Genomic DNA, 13,827 nt, shown 5'->3' with positions numbered 1-13,827 from the left:
CTACAGGTTGCCAGCCGGTCATGGGGTACTGACCAGAGACGGCCATAACCGTTTTAGACAGGGAATCATTTGATGCGTAAGTTCAGAGTACTGCCACTGGTGCTTGCCGTCTCGCTCGCGGGTCAGGCTCAGGCCGCCGACCTGATATCCATCGCGCGCGATGCGCTGGTCAACAATGCCGATCTTGCTGCCTCAAGATCCGGCTATAGCAGCGTACAGGCCGGTGAGGATATCGAACGCGGTGATCTGCTGCCCCAGGTCAGTGCTACCGGCGGCGTCACGCGCTATAACATTACCTCCTCGCAGCGCAGCAACCTTGCCGGTATCGGAGCAGGGGCCGGCGGCGGTGCTGGTGGCATTGCCAGTGGCGGCAGTGACAATCACTATACCGGCACCACGGTGCAGGTTCAGGCTACTCAGGCCCTGTTCGATGCCACCAACTGGTATCAGCTGGAAGCCTCGAAGCGCCAAACTGCCCAGGAAGCCCTGAACCTGCGCGTCGACCGCCAGCAGCTTCTCTATAATGTGGCCCAGGCCTATTTCGACGTGCTGCGCGCCAAGGAGCAGCTCGATACCCTGCGTGCCGAGGAGCAGGCTGTTTCGCGCCAGCTTGAGCAGGTGCGTCAACAGTTTGATGTCGGCATCGTGGCGGCGACCGATGTGTATGAGGCACAGGCCTCCTATGATCTGACCCGCTCGCAGCGCATCTCGCAGGAAAGCACTTTGCAGGTCAATTTCGAAGCGCTTGAACAGTTGACCGGCAAGCAGTATTCCAGCATCGACGGCCTGGCCGATGACATGCCCATCGAGCGTCCGACGCCGGCCAGTCAGCAGGCGTGGGTCGAAATGGCCTCCAGTCAGAACCTGAACCTTCTGGCCGCTCGCGCCGCCGTTGAAGTGGCACGGGCCAACCTTGATACCTCGCGTGCCGGCCATCTGCCGACCCTGTCCGCCTTTGCCAATTACCAGTACGGTGACAGCGACCAGGACACCCTGCGCGGTCACAACGAGCAGAATCAGATCGGCCTGGAAGCCACCATTCCCATCTATACCGGTGGTTCAACCAGTGCTCAGGTCCGACAGAGTACGTATTCTCTGGAGCAGACCCAGTATCAGCAGGAGTCGCAGCTGCGTACGGCCGTTCAGCAGGTACGCTCCTACTACGCCCAGACGCTCAATAACGTTTTGATGGTCCAGGCGCAAAAGCGCTCCATCGAGTCCAATCGAAGCGCTCTTGAAGCCACCCGCAACGGCTATGAGGTCGGCACGCGTAACATCGTCGATGTACTGCAGGCTCAGCAAAATCTCTTTACCGCCATCTCCAACTACGCGGATGCGCGTTATGATTACGTTCTCAATCTGCTGAGCCTTCGTCAGGAAGCCGGTATTCTGGATGTCGACACGCTACAGGTGCTCAACAGCTGGCTGCGTTCCGACAAGGCGGTGCTGCTGAACTTTGAATCTCAGGGCACAACCGGTCTTGGTATCGGTGATGACCAGCCCGACCCCGGCATGAACGGCCCCAGCCCGCTGGAAGGCAGCCAGGGTCAGCGCCGGCTGCCGCCGCCCAATCGTACTGCCCTGCCGGATGACAATGATCTCAACGGTCTGGGGCGCAATGGACTGGGGCGTGGTATGCCCGGTGACATCGGCTACTGATAAACATTTTTCTGTACGGGATTTGACCACATGAGGCCGCTGACGGCGCATATTGATCTGGATGCGCTGCGTCACAACTATCTGCAGGCGCGTCGATGCGCGCCCGAGGCGCGTGCCATGGCGGTACTCAAGGCCAATGCCTACGGCCATGGCGCTGCAGCCTGTGCCCGGGCACTGAGTGATCTGGCCCCGGCCATGGCGGTGGCCTGCCTGGAAGAAGGGCAGGCGCTGCGTGAAGAGGGGATTGAGTGCCCCATTGTGCTGCTGGAAGGCTTTTTCGAGTCCAGCGAGCTCGATGAGATCATCACCGGCGGCTACTGGAGCGTGCTGCATACGCACTGGCAGGTCGAGGCGCTGCTTGAGCGGCTGACATACTGGCCGCAGCATCGGGTCACCGTGCTGATCAAGTGCGATAGCGGTATGCATCGGTTGGGGTTTGCGCCTGACGAGATCCAGAACCTCTGTCAGCGGCTGCGTGCGCATGCCGGTATCGAGCAGACACTGCTGATGACCCACTTTGCCACCGCCGATGCGCCAGATAATGCGCTGCTGACCCGCCAGCTGGACACCATCAACACCCTGCGAACCCGGCTTGATCTGCCCGGCTGTTTCGCCAATTCTCCTGCTACCCTGAGCGTGCCAAACGCCCGACACGACTGGGTGCGCCCCGGCGTCATGCTCTATGGCGTCAATCCACTCGAGCCCGGGCATGTCCTGCATGACGATATCGATCGGAGGCTTCAGCCTGTCATGACGCTGGAAAGCCGGATTATCGCCGTGCGCGAACTCCCCGCGGGCGAGCCGATCGGCTATGGTGCCCGCCATGTGACCCGTCGGCCCACGCGGGTCGGCGTGGTGGCCTGTGGCTATGGGGATGGTTATGATCGTCATGCCAGAGAGGGCACCCCGGTGCTGGTGGATGGCCGGCGCGCTGGCATTGCCGGGCGCGTATCGATGGACATGCTTACCGTGGACCTCACCGAGCTGCCCGAGGCCGATATCGGTTCGCGCGTGACCCTGTGGGGGCGCGATGTCAGTGGTGCCACGCTGAGCGTCAGTGAGGTGGCGCTCTGGTGCGATACCATCGCCTATACGCTGTTGACCGGTGTATTGCCGCGCGTTCCGCGTTGTTATCATCGAAGCGATGCCTCGAATGCGTCGATGGATGCCAGAGCGCTGCCCTGAGCGGGTGGTGATGTCTTCCTGTCCCCCTGATCCCTTATAGTGTCTGCAGCGTGGCGCCCGAGCGCCATTGCGTCTGTCCGCAGGAAGTTACACAGGCTGATTGATGAGTAAACGCAAACGTCACGAATATCCTGAATCCTTTGCGCACCCGCGCTACTGGTCGACCTGGTGTGCCATCGGTCTTATGCGCGCGGGCGCCTTTCTGCCCTGGCGGCTCAAACTGTGGGTCGGTAAGGTCATCGGTGAGCTGGTGTGGCGCTTCGTCAAGCGCCGTCGTCATATCACCGAGACCAATCTGCGCCTGTGCTTTCCCGAGCTGGACGAGCGCGAGCTCGCCAGACTGGTCAGGCGCACCTTTCACGCCAACGGCATCGGTATTCTGGAAACCGCAACCGGCTGGTGTCGCGACCCGGAGCATCTGCGCCATCGTGTCAGCTTCAAGGGCACCGAGCACATGGAAGCGGCGAAGGCGAAAGGCAAGGGTGTGCTGATCATCGGCATCCATTTCTCGACGCTGGATCTGGGGGGCGCGCTGCATTCGCTGTTTTTTGATGCCGACGTGGTCTATCGCCCGCACAACAACCCCTTGTTCGAGCGCTTCATGACGAAGGCGCGGCGCGGCATCTTCGGGGCGGCGATCGATCGCCACGATCTGCGTGGGGTGGTTCGACGCATCAAGGGCGGTCATGCGGTCTGGTATTCGCCGGATCAGGATTTCGGGCGTGAGGCGAGTGTGTTTGCGCCGTTTTTCGGCATCGATGCTGCCTCGATCCGACTGACGTCCAAGATCGCGCGCATGACCGGTGCGCCGGTCATGCCGTTGATGTTTCATCGCAACCCGGACAACCGCACCTATACGCTTGAGTATCTGCCGGCGCTGGAGAACTTCCCCAGCGGCGATGAGGTGGCCGATGCCACCCAGGTCAATGCCTTTATCGAAATGGCCATTCGCAAGCATCCCGAGCAGTATCTCTGGCTGCATCGTCGCTTCAAGACCCGCCCGGAAGGTGAGGCCTCCTTCTACGACTAGCGTGTTCACAGGCGTCATCAAAAAGTGATGGGATGAACAGGACGATAAAATGAAAAAAGGGCCACCCCGTCGGGGTGGCCCTTTTTGATGCGTCATCTCAATACACCAAAAAGCGACGCCGGTCAGGCGTCGATGCGCTTGTACTTCACGCGCTTGGGCGTGTCGCTGCCCACGCGCTTGTGGTAGTCCGCTTCATAATCGGTGTAGTTGCCTTCGAAGAACTCGACGTGGGAGTCGCCTTCGTAGGCCAGGATGTGCGTGGCGACACGGTCCAGAAACCAGCGGTCGTGGCTGATGACCATTGCACAGCCCGGGAACGCCAGCAGGGCCTCTTCCAGCGCGCGCAGGGTCTCGATGTCCAGGTCGTTGGAGGGCTCATCGAGCAGCAGCACGTTGGCGCCCTGCTTGAGCGTCTGGGCCAGCTGCAGGCGACCCCGTTCCCCGCCGGAGAGATCCTTCAGATACTTCTGCTGGTCGTTGCCCTTGAAGTTGAAGCGACCGACATAAGCGCGCGAAGAAACTTCGTAGCCATTGATGCTGAGCATGTCCTGGCCGCCGGAAACGGCTTCCCAGACGGTCTGACGATCGTCCATGGCATCGCGCAGCTGTTCGACGTAGGCGATGTCGACGGTGTCACCGATGACCACTTCGCCGCTGTCGGGCTGCTCCTGACCGGTGATCATGCGAAACAGGGTCGACTTGCCGGCACCGTTGCCGCCCACGATGCCCACGATCGCACCCGGCGGGACGGACATGGTCAGATCCTCGATCAGCATCTTGTCGCCAAAGCGCTTGGTGACGTTGTGCAGTTCGATGACCTTGTCGCCCAGACGCGGTCCCGGCGGAATGTAAATTTCGTTGGTTTCGTTGCGCTTCTGGAAATCGCCGGACTGCAGTTCATCAAAGCGATTGAGGCGCGCCTTGCTCTTGGCCTGGCGACCCTTGGGATTCTGACGAACCCACTCAAGCTCCTGCTTGATCGCCTTTTGACGGGAAGCTTCCTGCTTGGCTTCCTGTTCAAGACGCTTTTCCTTGGCCTCAAGCCAGGTGGAGTAGTTGCCTTCCCAGGGGATGCCGCGGCCGCGGTCGAGCTCGAGAATCCAGCCGGCGGCGTTGTCCAGGAAATAGCGGTCGTGGGTGACCGCCACGACGGTGCCGTTGAATTCGGTCAGAAAGCGCTCGAGCCAGCCCACGGATTCAGCGTCCAGGTGGTTGGTCGGCTCATCAAGCAGCAGCATGTCGGGGCCTGACAGCAGCAGCCGGCACAGCGCGACACGACGACGCTCACCGCCCGAGAGATGCTCGACGCGGGCATCCCAGGGCGGCAGGCGCAGCGCCTCGGCAGCGACTTCCAGTTTGCGTTCAAGGTTGTGGGCGTCGCTGGCCTCGATCATGTTTTCAAGGCGCGCCTGCTCGGCGGCCAGCGCATCGAAATCGGCGTCCGGCTCGGCATAGGCGGCGTAGACGGCATCGAGTTTCGCTTGCGCCTCGGTGATTTCGGACAGGGCTTCCTCAACGGTCTCGCGGACCGTTTTGCTGTCGTCGAGCTCCGGTTCCTGCGGCAGATAGCCCACATTGAGGTTGGGCATGGGCCGGGCTTCGCCGTGATAGTCCTGATCGACGCCCGCCATGATTCTCAGAAGAGAGGACTTGCCCGAACCGTTAAGCCCGAGCACGCCGATCTTGGCGCCGGGGAAAAACGACAGGGAGATATCCTTGAGGATGTCACGCTTGGGGGGCACGGTCTTGCCCACCCGATTCATGGTATAGACGTATTGCGCCATGGAGTGGATTCAGCCTCGTAGTCAATGGTGATAGGCAGGGTATCAGAGGCAGTCGTCTGCCAATACCGTGATGATAGAGATCAGTGGGCATCACGGCCAGCGTAAAGCGGCAGGCAGGGTTATCCATAAAGCCCATAAAGCGAACAGGGCGCCATAAGGGCGCCCTGCAGAAGATGCTCCGACTCGAATGGGGCAACTATTCCTCTTCGTCCCACTCATCCCAGCCGTCAATCAGATCGCGCTCGAGTCGACGCTCTTCCAGAAGCGATTCGACACGTCGGCGAGCGCAGATTTCGCCCTTTTTGGGGCGGGCACTGGGTGTCCAGGTATCATCATTGACTGCATCAAGCTCATCGGGTGCTTCATCAAACAGCTCGGTACTCATGCTGGCTGCCCTCAGCTGCAAAAAAAGGCTATATAACCCCCTTTCAGGCCTCAGGCAAGCGGTTTTTGCGGCCCTGCATGAGTGATGATCGACGATGGGAAGCATTCGGTAAAAATACGGCCGAGCCCACTCATGACGGGCGCTTCCCGTGAGCCCTCACAAAGCTCAGGACATTTCTTCGACGCGCGCGCGCAGCCGTTCGAGTTCCTGCTGGGCTTCGACCAGGCTGGTGACATCCTTCTGGACACCGATGAAGTACAGAAGCTGGTCTTCATCATCATGAACGGGGGTGATCGAGAGTTCATTCCAGAACAGGGAGCCGTCCTTTTTGTAGTTGCGGATGACTTCACGGCAGGCATGACCTTCCTTGAGGGCATTTCGAATGCGGTCAAGGCCGGGCTGCTGATTGTCACCGTTTTGCAAAAAGCGGCAGTCGCGATAAAGAATTTCATCAGCGCTGTAGCCGGTCAGTCCCTCGAACCCGCTGTTGACGTAGATCAGGATGTTTTCGTTGCCTTCCTGCTCTGCCACGACAATGCCGTCTCCCGAGGCATTAACGACACGTTCGAGCAGCTCGGGGCTGATCATCCGCTGTGTTTGCATGATCGATATTTCCTTGAGTGTAATGCTGCCCTGTCATGCAGGTAGCGGCGTTTCAGTCATGAAAGATAGGCTTGCATGATATGAAGTCCAGTATGCGTGATGCCAGCATAATCAGTAGCAAAAGCCTACTCTCTGCGATACTCCATTAAATCGCCTAATGAATGGCGGGTTTTTTTAAGTCTCTCTGTTGCATGATGTAATTCCATGGCCCGGTCTGCAAAGCTTGCACTGTCCGGGTACCTTCTCAAAAGGAGTCCTTGATGAAAGTTACCATCCACTACTGCACTCAGTGTCAGTGGCTGCTGCGCGCCGGATGGTACGCGCAGGAGCTTTTATCCACGTTTGGCGAGAGCCTGGAACAGGTGGCGTTGGCGCCCGGCCATGGCGGCCATTTCGAAATCGTGATGGTTGACGACGATCAGGCCTCATCGGAGGTAATCTGGGAGCGCAAGCGTGATGGTGGCTTTCCCGACATCAAGGAACTCAAGCGACGCGTGCGGGATCGACTCGACCCCGAACGTGATCTTGGGCATATCGACCGCTGAGACGGCGGGCTTTAGACGCTGTCTCTCTGGTCACTACCACCAGCGCCACTTTTTCAACAATGCCATGACGCCGGCCCCGACTAGCATCGACAGGATCACCACGACGGCGAAGCCTGCCGGGCTTGAGGCGCCGGGAATGCCGCCGACGTTGATACCCAGCAGTCCGGTCAGAAAGGTCAGCGGCAGGAAGACGGCAGTGATGATGGCCAGCAGATACATGCGCTCGTTGAGCCGCTCGTTGTGCGAGTTCCAGATCTGTTCCTGAAGGATCAGGGCACGCTCCTGCATGGCGCGAAAATCCTCCACATAGCGAAAGAGCTGGTTGGCGGCTTCACGAAGCCATAACTTCGCGGTGTCATCGAAGATGTCATCCTCTGCAAGGCGTGCCAGACAGTGATACTGCGGCTCCATGAAGCGACGCAGTGTGATGAGGGGCTGTCGAATATCGGTCAGCTCCTCGTTGGTGATGGCATCGGCTTCCCTGTCGGCCTGACGCTCTTCGAGCTCACCCAGTGCGTCATCAAGCTGGTGGGTCAGATCCGCGACGCGATCGACCAGGGTGTCCGCCATGCCCGCCATCAGCTCGCCGACGTTGCGGGCGCCATCACCGGCGTCAAGGTAGGCGCGAACGCGCGTGATCGACTGCAGCGGTCGTCGTCGCACGGTGATCAGCCGGTTGTCGGTCAGCCAGACCCGCAATGACACCAGATCGTCCGGGTCGGCGCCCGGATTCAGGTTGATGCCGCGCAGGGTGGTGATTCTTCCTCCCTTGAAGACTGCCACGCGCGGGCGGGTATCTTCTTCGGTCAATGCCTCGATGATGTCTTCATTCAACTCGGCAATGGTCTCGAGGAAGTAATCGACATCCTTGTGGGTAAAGTCCAGATGCATCCAGAGCTGTGCCTCGTCGTGATGCCATACGCGGGCAAGCTCTTCGTGGTCCAGTGGCGTACCACTGCCCTCGCCATCCAGACGATAGGCCACCACAAAGGAGGAAGGAGAAGCAGAGGACATGTCGGATTTTCCACCGTGAGTCAAAAAGGGCATGAATATGGCGGTCACACCGCCATGCTTGAATCAGTACTTAATGGTGACTGGCATGGGCGCTATTGCCTGGCGATGCTGTTTCCAGCATCGAGGCCACGGTCGGCCAGATATTGTCGAGCATGATGGGCTGCCCCTTTGCATTGGGGTGGATGCGGTCGTTTTGCATCAGATCCTCGTTCAGCGCCACACCATCAAGGATAAAGGGCACCAGTGGCACATCGTAGCGGCTGGCCAGCGTCGGAAAAACGTCGGCGAAAGCCTTTGTGTAGGCCTGGCCATAGTTGGGCGGAATCAAAATGCCCAACAGGGCTACGCGTGCGCCGCTGGCCTGGCTCTTATCGATCATTTGCGCCAGGTTATCCTGCATGCGTTGTGGCGGCAGCCCCTGTAGACCATCGTTGCCCCCCAGCTCCAGCAATACGATGTCGGGGTGGTAGGTCTCAAGCGCTTCGGGCAGGCGCTCAAGACCGGCGGCGGTCGTATCACCGCTGATGCTGGCGTTGACCACCCTGTGTTGGCCGGGCGCTTCGGCGTCGAGTCGCTGGCGCAGCAGGTTGACCCAGCCCTCATCGCGATCGATGCCGCGCGCAGCGCTGAGGCTGTCGCCGATCACCAGCAGGGTTTCGGCCTGAACCGGCTGTGTTGCCACTGCCAGCATCACTGCCAGCATCATCAAGAGTCGCCGGCCTTTCGGCGCGATGCGACGTGAAACCTTCATCCAATTCAGGTAGCGCAAGATGTCGACTCCAGAAACCAGAAAACAGGACGTTGAGCACTCCCGTCAGGATGACCGTTCACGTCATGGCCGGGATGGTCACACAGGAAGTACACGCCCACAGAATAGAACATCGATTCTGATGGCGCGCCAGCTTGAAAAGACCGTCGGCAGTGGCGCCAGTGCCATCACCATTCTCAAGGCGCTGGATCTGGAGATTCACGCCGGTGAAAGCGTCGCGATCGTGGGCAGCTCCGGCGCGGGGAAATCCACCCTGCTGGCGCTGCTGGCCGGTCTGGATACGCTGACACAAGGCGAGCTTTCCCTGTTTGGCGAGTCCTTGTCTGCACTGGATGAAGATGGTCGGGCGCGTTTGCGCTCCGGTCAGGTCGGCTTCGTTTTTCAAAACTTTCAGCTGCTGCCAACGCTCACCGCACAGGAAAATGTCCTGCTGCCGCTGGAGCTGAGCGAGCGCCGCGTCGATACCGATCAGGCCCGGCAGTGGCTGGCCCGGGTGGGGCTTGAATCTCGTGTGCAGCATCTGCCCAAACAGCTGTCAGGCGGCGAACAGCAGCGGGTCGCGATTGCGCGTGCCTTTGTCACCCAGCCGGCGCTGGTGTTTGCCGACGAGCCGACCGGCAACCTCGATCGTGCCACGGGCGATCGGGTGGCGGATCTGCTCTTCACGCTCAACCGCGAGTCCGGCACGACCCTGGTGCTGGTCACTCATGACCCGCAGCTGGCGGCACGCTGTGATCGTACCCTGACCCTGGAGGAGGGCCGGCTGCACGCCTACGACAGCGCCGCAACACCGAGTCATGTATCTGACGGAGTTGATCGCTGATGACGGCTCGCTCGACTGTTGAGGCCGGCGGCCTTGCACGACACCCTTCTGGTAGCGGAAGACACACCCTGCGCTTGGGCTGGGCCGGTTTGCGCCGTGATCTGCGCGCGGCCGACGTGCGCGCGCTCTTTCTGGCGCTGGTACTGGCCGTGGCCGCCACCACCATGATCGGTTTTTTTCTGGATCGTATCGGTGGCGCACTGGAGCGTCAGTCCGGGCAGCTGCTGGGTGGCGATCTGGTACTGGTGCAGGGCAACCCCTTTGATACACAGGTGCTCGACACCCTGGAAGATGCCGGGATGACGACCTCTCGTCAGGTCAATACCGTCTCGATGGCAGGGTTTGGTGATCGCTTTCAACTGGCAAGCCTCAAGGGGGTGGCGCCAGCCTATCCACTGTATGGCAGCTTCCAGGTCGATTTTGGGGATGGCCCTGAGACCACCACCACGCTGCCAGACCGACATACCGTCTGGGTTGAGCCGCGACTGGGCACGGCGCTGGGCCTGACGCTGGGGGATGACATCACGCTGGGCGACGAGCAGTTTCGGGTCAGCGGCTGGATCCTCGAGGAGCCGGATCAGGATGTCGGCCTTGCCAGCTTCAATCCACGGATCATGATCGATCTGGCCGATCTCGAAAGTTCCGGGCTCATTGCCCCGGGGGCCCGGCTGACCTGGCGTCTGCTGGCCGCCGGGCCACCGGACGCGGTGCGTTCACTCAATGACCAGCTTGAGGCCTGGCAGGATCGCGGCATCCGCGTCATCGATGTACGCAAGGACAGCCCGCGCATTGGCCGAGCGTTGGAGCGTTCCCAACAGTATCTGAGCCTTTCGGGGCTGGCTGCCGTGCTGCTGGCCGGCGTCGCCGTGGCCATGGCCACACGCCGGTATGTCGAGCGTCACCTGGACACTGCCGCCCTGATGCGCTGCTTTGGCGCCAGTCAGCAACAGCTTGCCCGAATCTTTGCCGCTCAACTGGCGATGCTGGCCCTGAGCGCGGCAGCGGCAGGGGCGGTACTGGGGCTGATCGGCCAATGGGCATTACTGAAGCTTCTGGTGCAGTTTCTACCGCTGGAGCTGCCGCCGCCCGGCCCATTGCCGCTGTTGCTGGGCATGCTGACGGCCGTGGCCATTTTGATCGGCTTTGCCGGCCCGACGCTTTTGCGCCTCAGGCAGGTCAGTGCGCTCAAGGTACTGCGTCGCGAACTGGCGCCGTTGCCGGCCGCAGGCTGGGTCATTATTGGCTGTGCCAGCCTCATGTTCGGCGGGCTTTTGTGGCTCTACAGCGGTGATCTGGTCCTTTCAGGCGGATTGCTGGTGGGCGGGCTAATCACGCTGGTCGTGCTGTGGGGCGTGGCGCAGGTGATGCTGTCGCTGTTGCTTAAAGGTGCGGGGCTGCTGCCGCAGCACTGGCGCATGGGGAGCCGACAGCTGGCGCGTCGGCGGCAATCCAGTATCGGTCAGATTCTGGCCTTTGCCGTCACCTTTGCCCTGATGGCGCTGATCGCACTGGTACGCACGGATCTGATCGATGACTGGCAGTCAAAACTGCCGCCGGATGCACCCAATCAGTTTGCCATCAACATTCAGCCCAGCCAGAAAGAGGGCTTTATCAGCGCGCTGGACAATATTACCGAGAGTCGTTCGGAGGTCTATCCGATCGTTCGCGGTCGGCTGGTCGAGATCAACGGGGTGACTGCCCGCGATGAAGTTCCCCAGGAGGCGCGCAACGATGGCAATCTGCGCCGCGAAATCAACCTGACCTGGGCGGCCACCATGCCGGGCAACAATACGCTGATACAGGGCAACTGGTTTGCAGGCGACAGCGAGCAGGAGAAGGGAACGCGCGAGGCGCCGGTCGGCGTGTCGGTCGCACAGAGCATGGCGAAGGATCTCTCGCTCTCCATCGGCGATCGCCTGACCTTTGACATCGGCGGGCGTGAGGTGACGGCCCGAATTACCAGCCTGCGTCAGGTAGACTGGGAATCATTTCAGCCCAACTTCTTCGTGATTTTTCCGCCCGGACCGCTTGAGCGCTTCAGTCACAGCTTCATCACCGCCTTTCATCTGCCCGCCAGCGAACAGCAGGCGCTGGGGCCGTTGATACAGCAATATCCGTCGGTGTCCCTGCTGGATATCGATGCCATCCTCGAGCAGGTGCGTGATCTGCTGCGTCAGGTCTCTCGAGCGGTGGAACTGGTGCTGCTGTTTGTTCTGCTGGCGGGTATTGCCGTGCTGTATGCCGCGTTAACGGCCTCCCTGCCGGCTCGCGCGCATGAATGGGCACTGCTCAGAGTGTTTGGCGCCAGGGATAAAAGACTGGTTCGTACCCAGCTGGCGGAGTTTGGCTGGCTGGGCTTTGCCAGTGGTCTGCTTGGCGCCATGCTGGCAGAAGGCATCAGTGCGCTGCTCTATGGTGTCTGGCTGGATCTCGACGTGCGATGGCACCTGAGCCTTTGGCTTTTGATGCCGCTGGGCGGAGCACTTTTGATCGGTGGCATTGGATATCTGCTCAGTACGCCGCTGCGGCGCCAGGCCCCAATGGAAAGTCTTCGGTTATTGGGGGAGGGGTAATGATAAAGTATTGCCTTGAAAAGGCTTTAGAGTTCTCATTTTCCAAGATTTCTGGCAATAATGGATGATAAATATCAAACTTTAGGCGTCTGCAAGGTGGTATTCTCTAAGGTTTCTGATGCTGGTGTAAAGCTTTGGAAGTGACTTAAGCTATTGATGATATTTTGTTTTTGTGTACTGAAGCTAAAATTGCAGGATTTGATCAGCAATGGGGGCAGGTACATGGCATGCCTTTATCGATAGCAAAAAGGCGCTTCTGCATAGCAGGGATGGAAATGACTGCGTAGATTGTTGCCGCTCTGCGTCCTTCCCTCGCCAAACCTTTTCTTCATGAAACAGGATAAAGAGGATCTGTCAAGTCGCAGGATATCGACAGATACTTGTAGTCTGTAAAATAGATGTGACGATCCACCATTATTCTTTGGGAGGGTTTGTCATTAGCGTTAAGACCATCGAGGGGCATGAACGTATGAGAAAGCTGCGAAGCTTGATCTACCAATTATTAAGGAAGGCGCCGGACGCTATCTATTTTCATGTGATTTACCTGTATCTACACAGGCGTTTCTGCAATTTCAGACATCCCAAAAGCGTCAGCGAGAAAATATTTTATCGCATGCGCTATCCCGATCCTGCCTTCTCGGTTCTGGCTGATAAGGTGGCAGTACGTGATTATGTCATTGAACGCGCCGGCCAGCAGTATCTGGTGCCCTTCATCGGTGTTTACGACACGGTTACGCAAAGCCAGCTAAAACAGATCAAAGAACCGTTTGTCATCAAGGCTAATCACAGCGCCGGTCAGGTCAAGGTAATCAAGGAGCCTGAGCAAACGGATATGGCAGAGTTGGCGCGCGAAGCCAATCAATGGCTGAGCTACGACTATGCCGGTCTGCATCGTGAAAAGCATTATCGCAATATCAAGCCGCAGCTGGTCATCGAAAAGGCATTGTTAATCGATGGAGAAGTACCGGCGGATTACAAGGTGCTGGTTCTGAACAATGGCGATGAGCAGGAGCTCTATATTCAGCTGATTGCCGGGCGTTTTACGGATATTCGCTGCCAGTTTTTCACTGAAGACTGGCAGATCGCGCCATTCAACCGTCGTGGCTATAAACCCCTTCAGGGGGATGATCTCAAGGCGCCAGGTTGCCTTGATGAAATGATTCAGGTGGCCAAGGCGCTCTCGGAACCCTTTAGCTTCTGTCGTGTGGATTTCTTTGTAGTGGGTGAACGCTGTTACGTGGGAGAGCTCACCTTTACGCCTGTGGCAGGAGAGTTTGTACTTGATCCGGTCAGTGCCGACTTTGAACTGGGACGCAAGATCGATTTTCCGGAGCATGTCGATCTCACACAGCCGCCCAGGCATCGGGTCAGGTCTTCTGTGTCCGGTGAGGCCGGCAGTGCTTCGGTATAGCAGTGCTTCGATATAAATGAAGTATCGATAGAGTATTTAAAACGGC

At 59.2% G+C, this 13,827-nt stretch carries 12 protein-coding genes; 7 read left to right on the top strand and 5 right to left on the bottom strand.

The genetic code is table 11. The features are described from left to right. Positions 1–72: 72 nt before the first annotated feature. The 3 genes from B9G99_RS01775 to lpxL all read left to right on the top strand — a co-directional run bounded on the left by B9G99_RS01775 (position 73) and on the right by lpxL (position 3,874). The gene (locus tag B9G99_RS01775) at positions 73–1,659 is read left to right on the top strand and encodes a TolC family outer membrane protein (protein WP_086620486.1); all 1,587 of its coding nucleotides are present in this window, start codon (positions 73–75) and stop codon (positions 1,657–1,659) included. 30 nt (positions 1,660–1,689) lie between these two features. Continuing rightward, on the top strand, positions 1,690–2,844 hold the full coding sequence (gene alr / locus B9G99_RS01770) for an alanine racemase (RefSeq protein ID WP_086620485.1): 1,155 nt from the start codon (positions 1,690–1,692) through the stop codon (positions 2,842–2,844). Positions 2,845–2,947: 103 nt separating this feature from the next. Further along, positions 2,948–3,874, top strand: a complete 927-nt coding sequence (lpxL, locus tag B9G99_RS01765; RefSeq protein WP_086620484.1) for an LpxL/LpxP family Kdo(2)-lipid IV(A) lauroyl/palmitoleoyl acyltransferase — start codon at positions 2,948–2,950, stop codon at positions 3,872–3,874. A gap of 122 nt (positions 3,875–3,996) precedes the next feature. On the opposite strand, the gene ettA is transcribed toward lpxL, so the two are convergent. The 3 genes from ettA to B9G99_RS01750 all read right to left on the bottom strand — a co-directional run bounded on the left by ettA (position 3,997) and on the right by B9G99_RS01750 (position 6,646). Next, positions 3,997–5,658, bottom strand: a complete 1,662-nt coding sequence (gene ettA, locus B9G99_RS01760) for an energy-dependent translational throttle protein EttA (RefSeq protein WP_086620483.1) — start codon at positions 5,656–5,658, stop codon at positions 3,997–3,999. A 196-nt stretch (positions 5,659–5,854) separates the two neighbouring features. After that, a complete protein-coding gene (locus tag B9G99_RS01755) occupies positions 5,855–6,043 on the bottom strand; it encodes a PA3496 family putative envelope integrity protein (RefSeq protein WP_086620482.1) in 189 nt (62 codons plus the stop codon). A gap of 165 nt (positions 6,044–6,208) precedes the next feature. After that, entirely contained in the window at positions 6,209–6,646 is a 438-nt protein-coding gene (locus B9G99_RS01750) for a PAS domain-containing protein (protein ID WP_169712211.1), read from the bottom strand. A 260-nt stretch (positions 6,647–6,906) separates the two neighbouring features. Between B9G99_RS01750 and B9G99_RS01745 the strand changes: the two genes are divergently transcribed. Next, complete coding sequence (locus B9G99_RS01745; protein WP_086620481.1) at positions 6,907–7,191, top strand: Rdx family protein; 285 nt, start codon at positions 6,907–6,909, stop codon at positions 7,189–7,191. A gap of 33 nt (positions 7,192–7,224) precedes the next feature. Here B9G99_RS01745 and B9G99_RS01740 read toward each other — a convergent pair whose 3' ends face one another. Beyond that, positions 7,225–8,205, bottom strand: a complete 981-nt coding sequence (locus B9G99_RS01740) for a zinc transporter ZntB (RefSeq protein WP_086620480.1) — start codon at positions 8,203–8,205, stop codon at positions 7,225–7,227. A 70-nt stretch (positions 8,206–8,275) separates the two neighbouring features. Continuing rightward, positions 8,276–8,974 (bottom strand): arylesterase, encoded by a 699-nt coding sequence (locus B9G99_RS01735; protein WP_418268943.1) that lies wholly within the window; start codon positions 8,972–8,974, stop codon positions 8,276–8,278. Between the two features lie 121 nt (positions 8,975–9,095). On the opposite strand from B9G99_RS01735, the gene B9G99_RS01730 reads away from it, so the two are divergent. From B9G99_RS01730 to B9G99_RS01720, 3 genes are all read left to right on the top strand, one after another. After that, entirely contained in the window at positions 9,096–9,797 is a 702-nt protein-coding gene (locus tag B9G99_RS01730; protein ID WP_227875989.1) for an ABC transporter ATP-binding protein, read from the top strand. Continuing rightward, a complete protein-coding gene (locus B9G99_RS01725; protein WP_086620478.1) occupies positions 9,797–12,370 on the top strand; it encodes an ABC transporter permease in 2,574 nt (857 codons plus the stop codon). Before B9G99_RS01730 ends, B9G99_RS01725 begins: the two co-directional genes overlap by 1 nt. Before the next feature lie 400 nt (positions 12,371–12,770). Beyond that, positions 12,771–13,781, top strand: coding sequence for an ATP-grasp fold amidoligase family protein (locus B9G99_RS01720; protein ID WP_148663898.1), 1,011 nt, complete (start codon positions 12,771–12,773; stop codon positions 13,779–13,781). Positions 13,782–13,827 lie beyond the last annotated feature (46 nt).

This window comes from Kushneria konosiri (assembly GCF_002155145.1).
Classification (GTDB): Bacteria; Pseudomonadota; Gammaproteobacteria; order Pseudomonadales; family Halomonadaceae; genus Kushneria; species Kushneria konosiri.
Note: the sequence above shows the minus strand (reverse complement) of the source record. Positions and strands in the feature narration are given on the sequence as shown.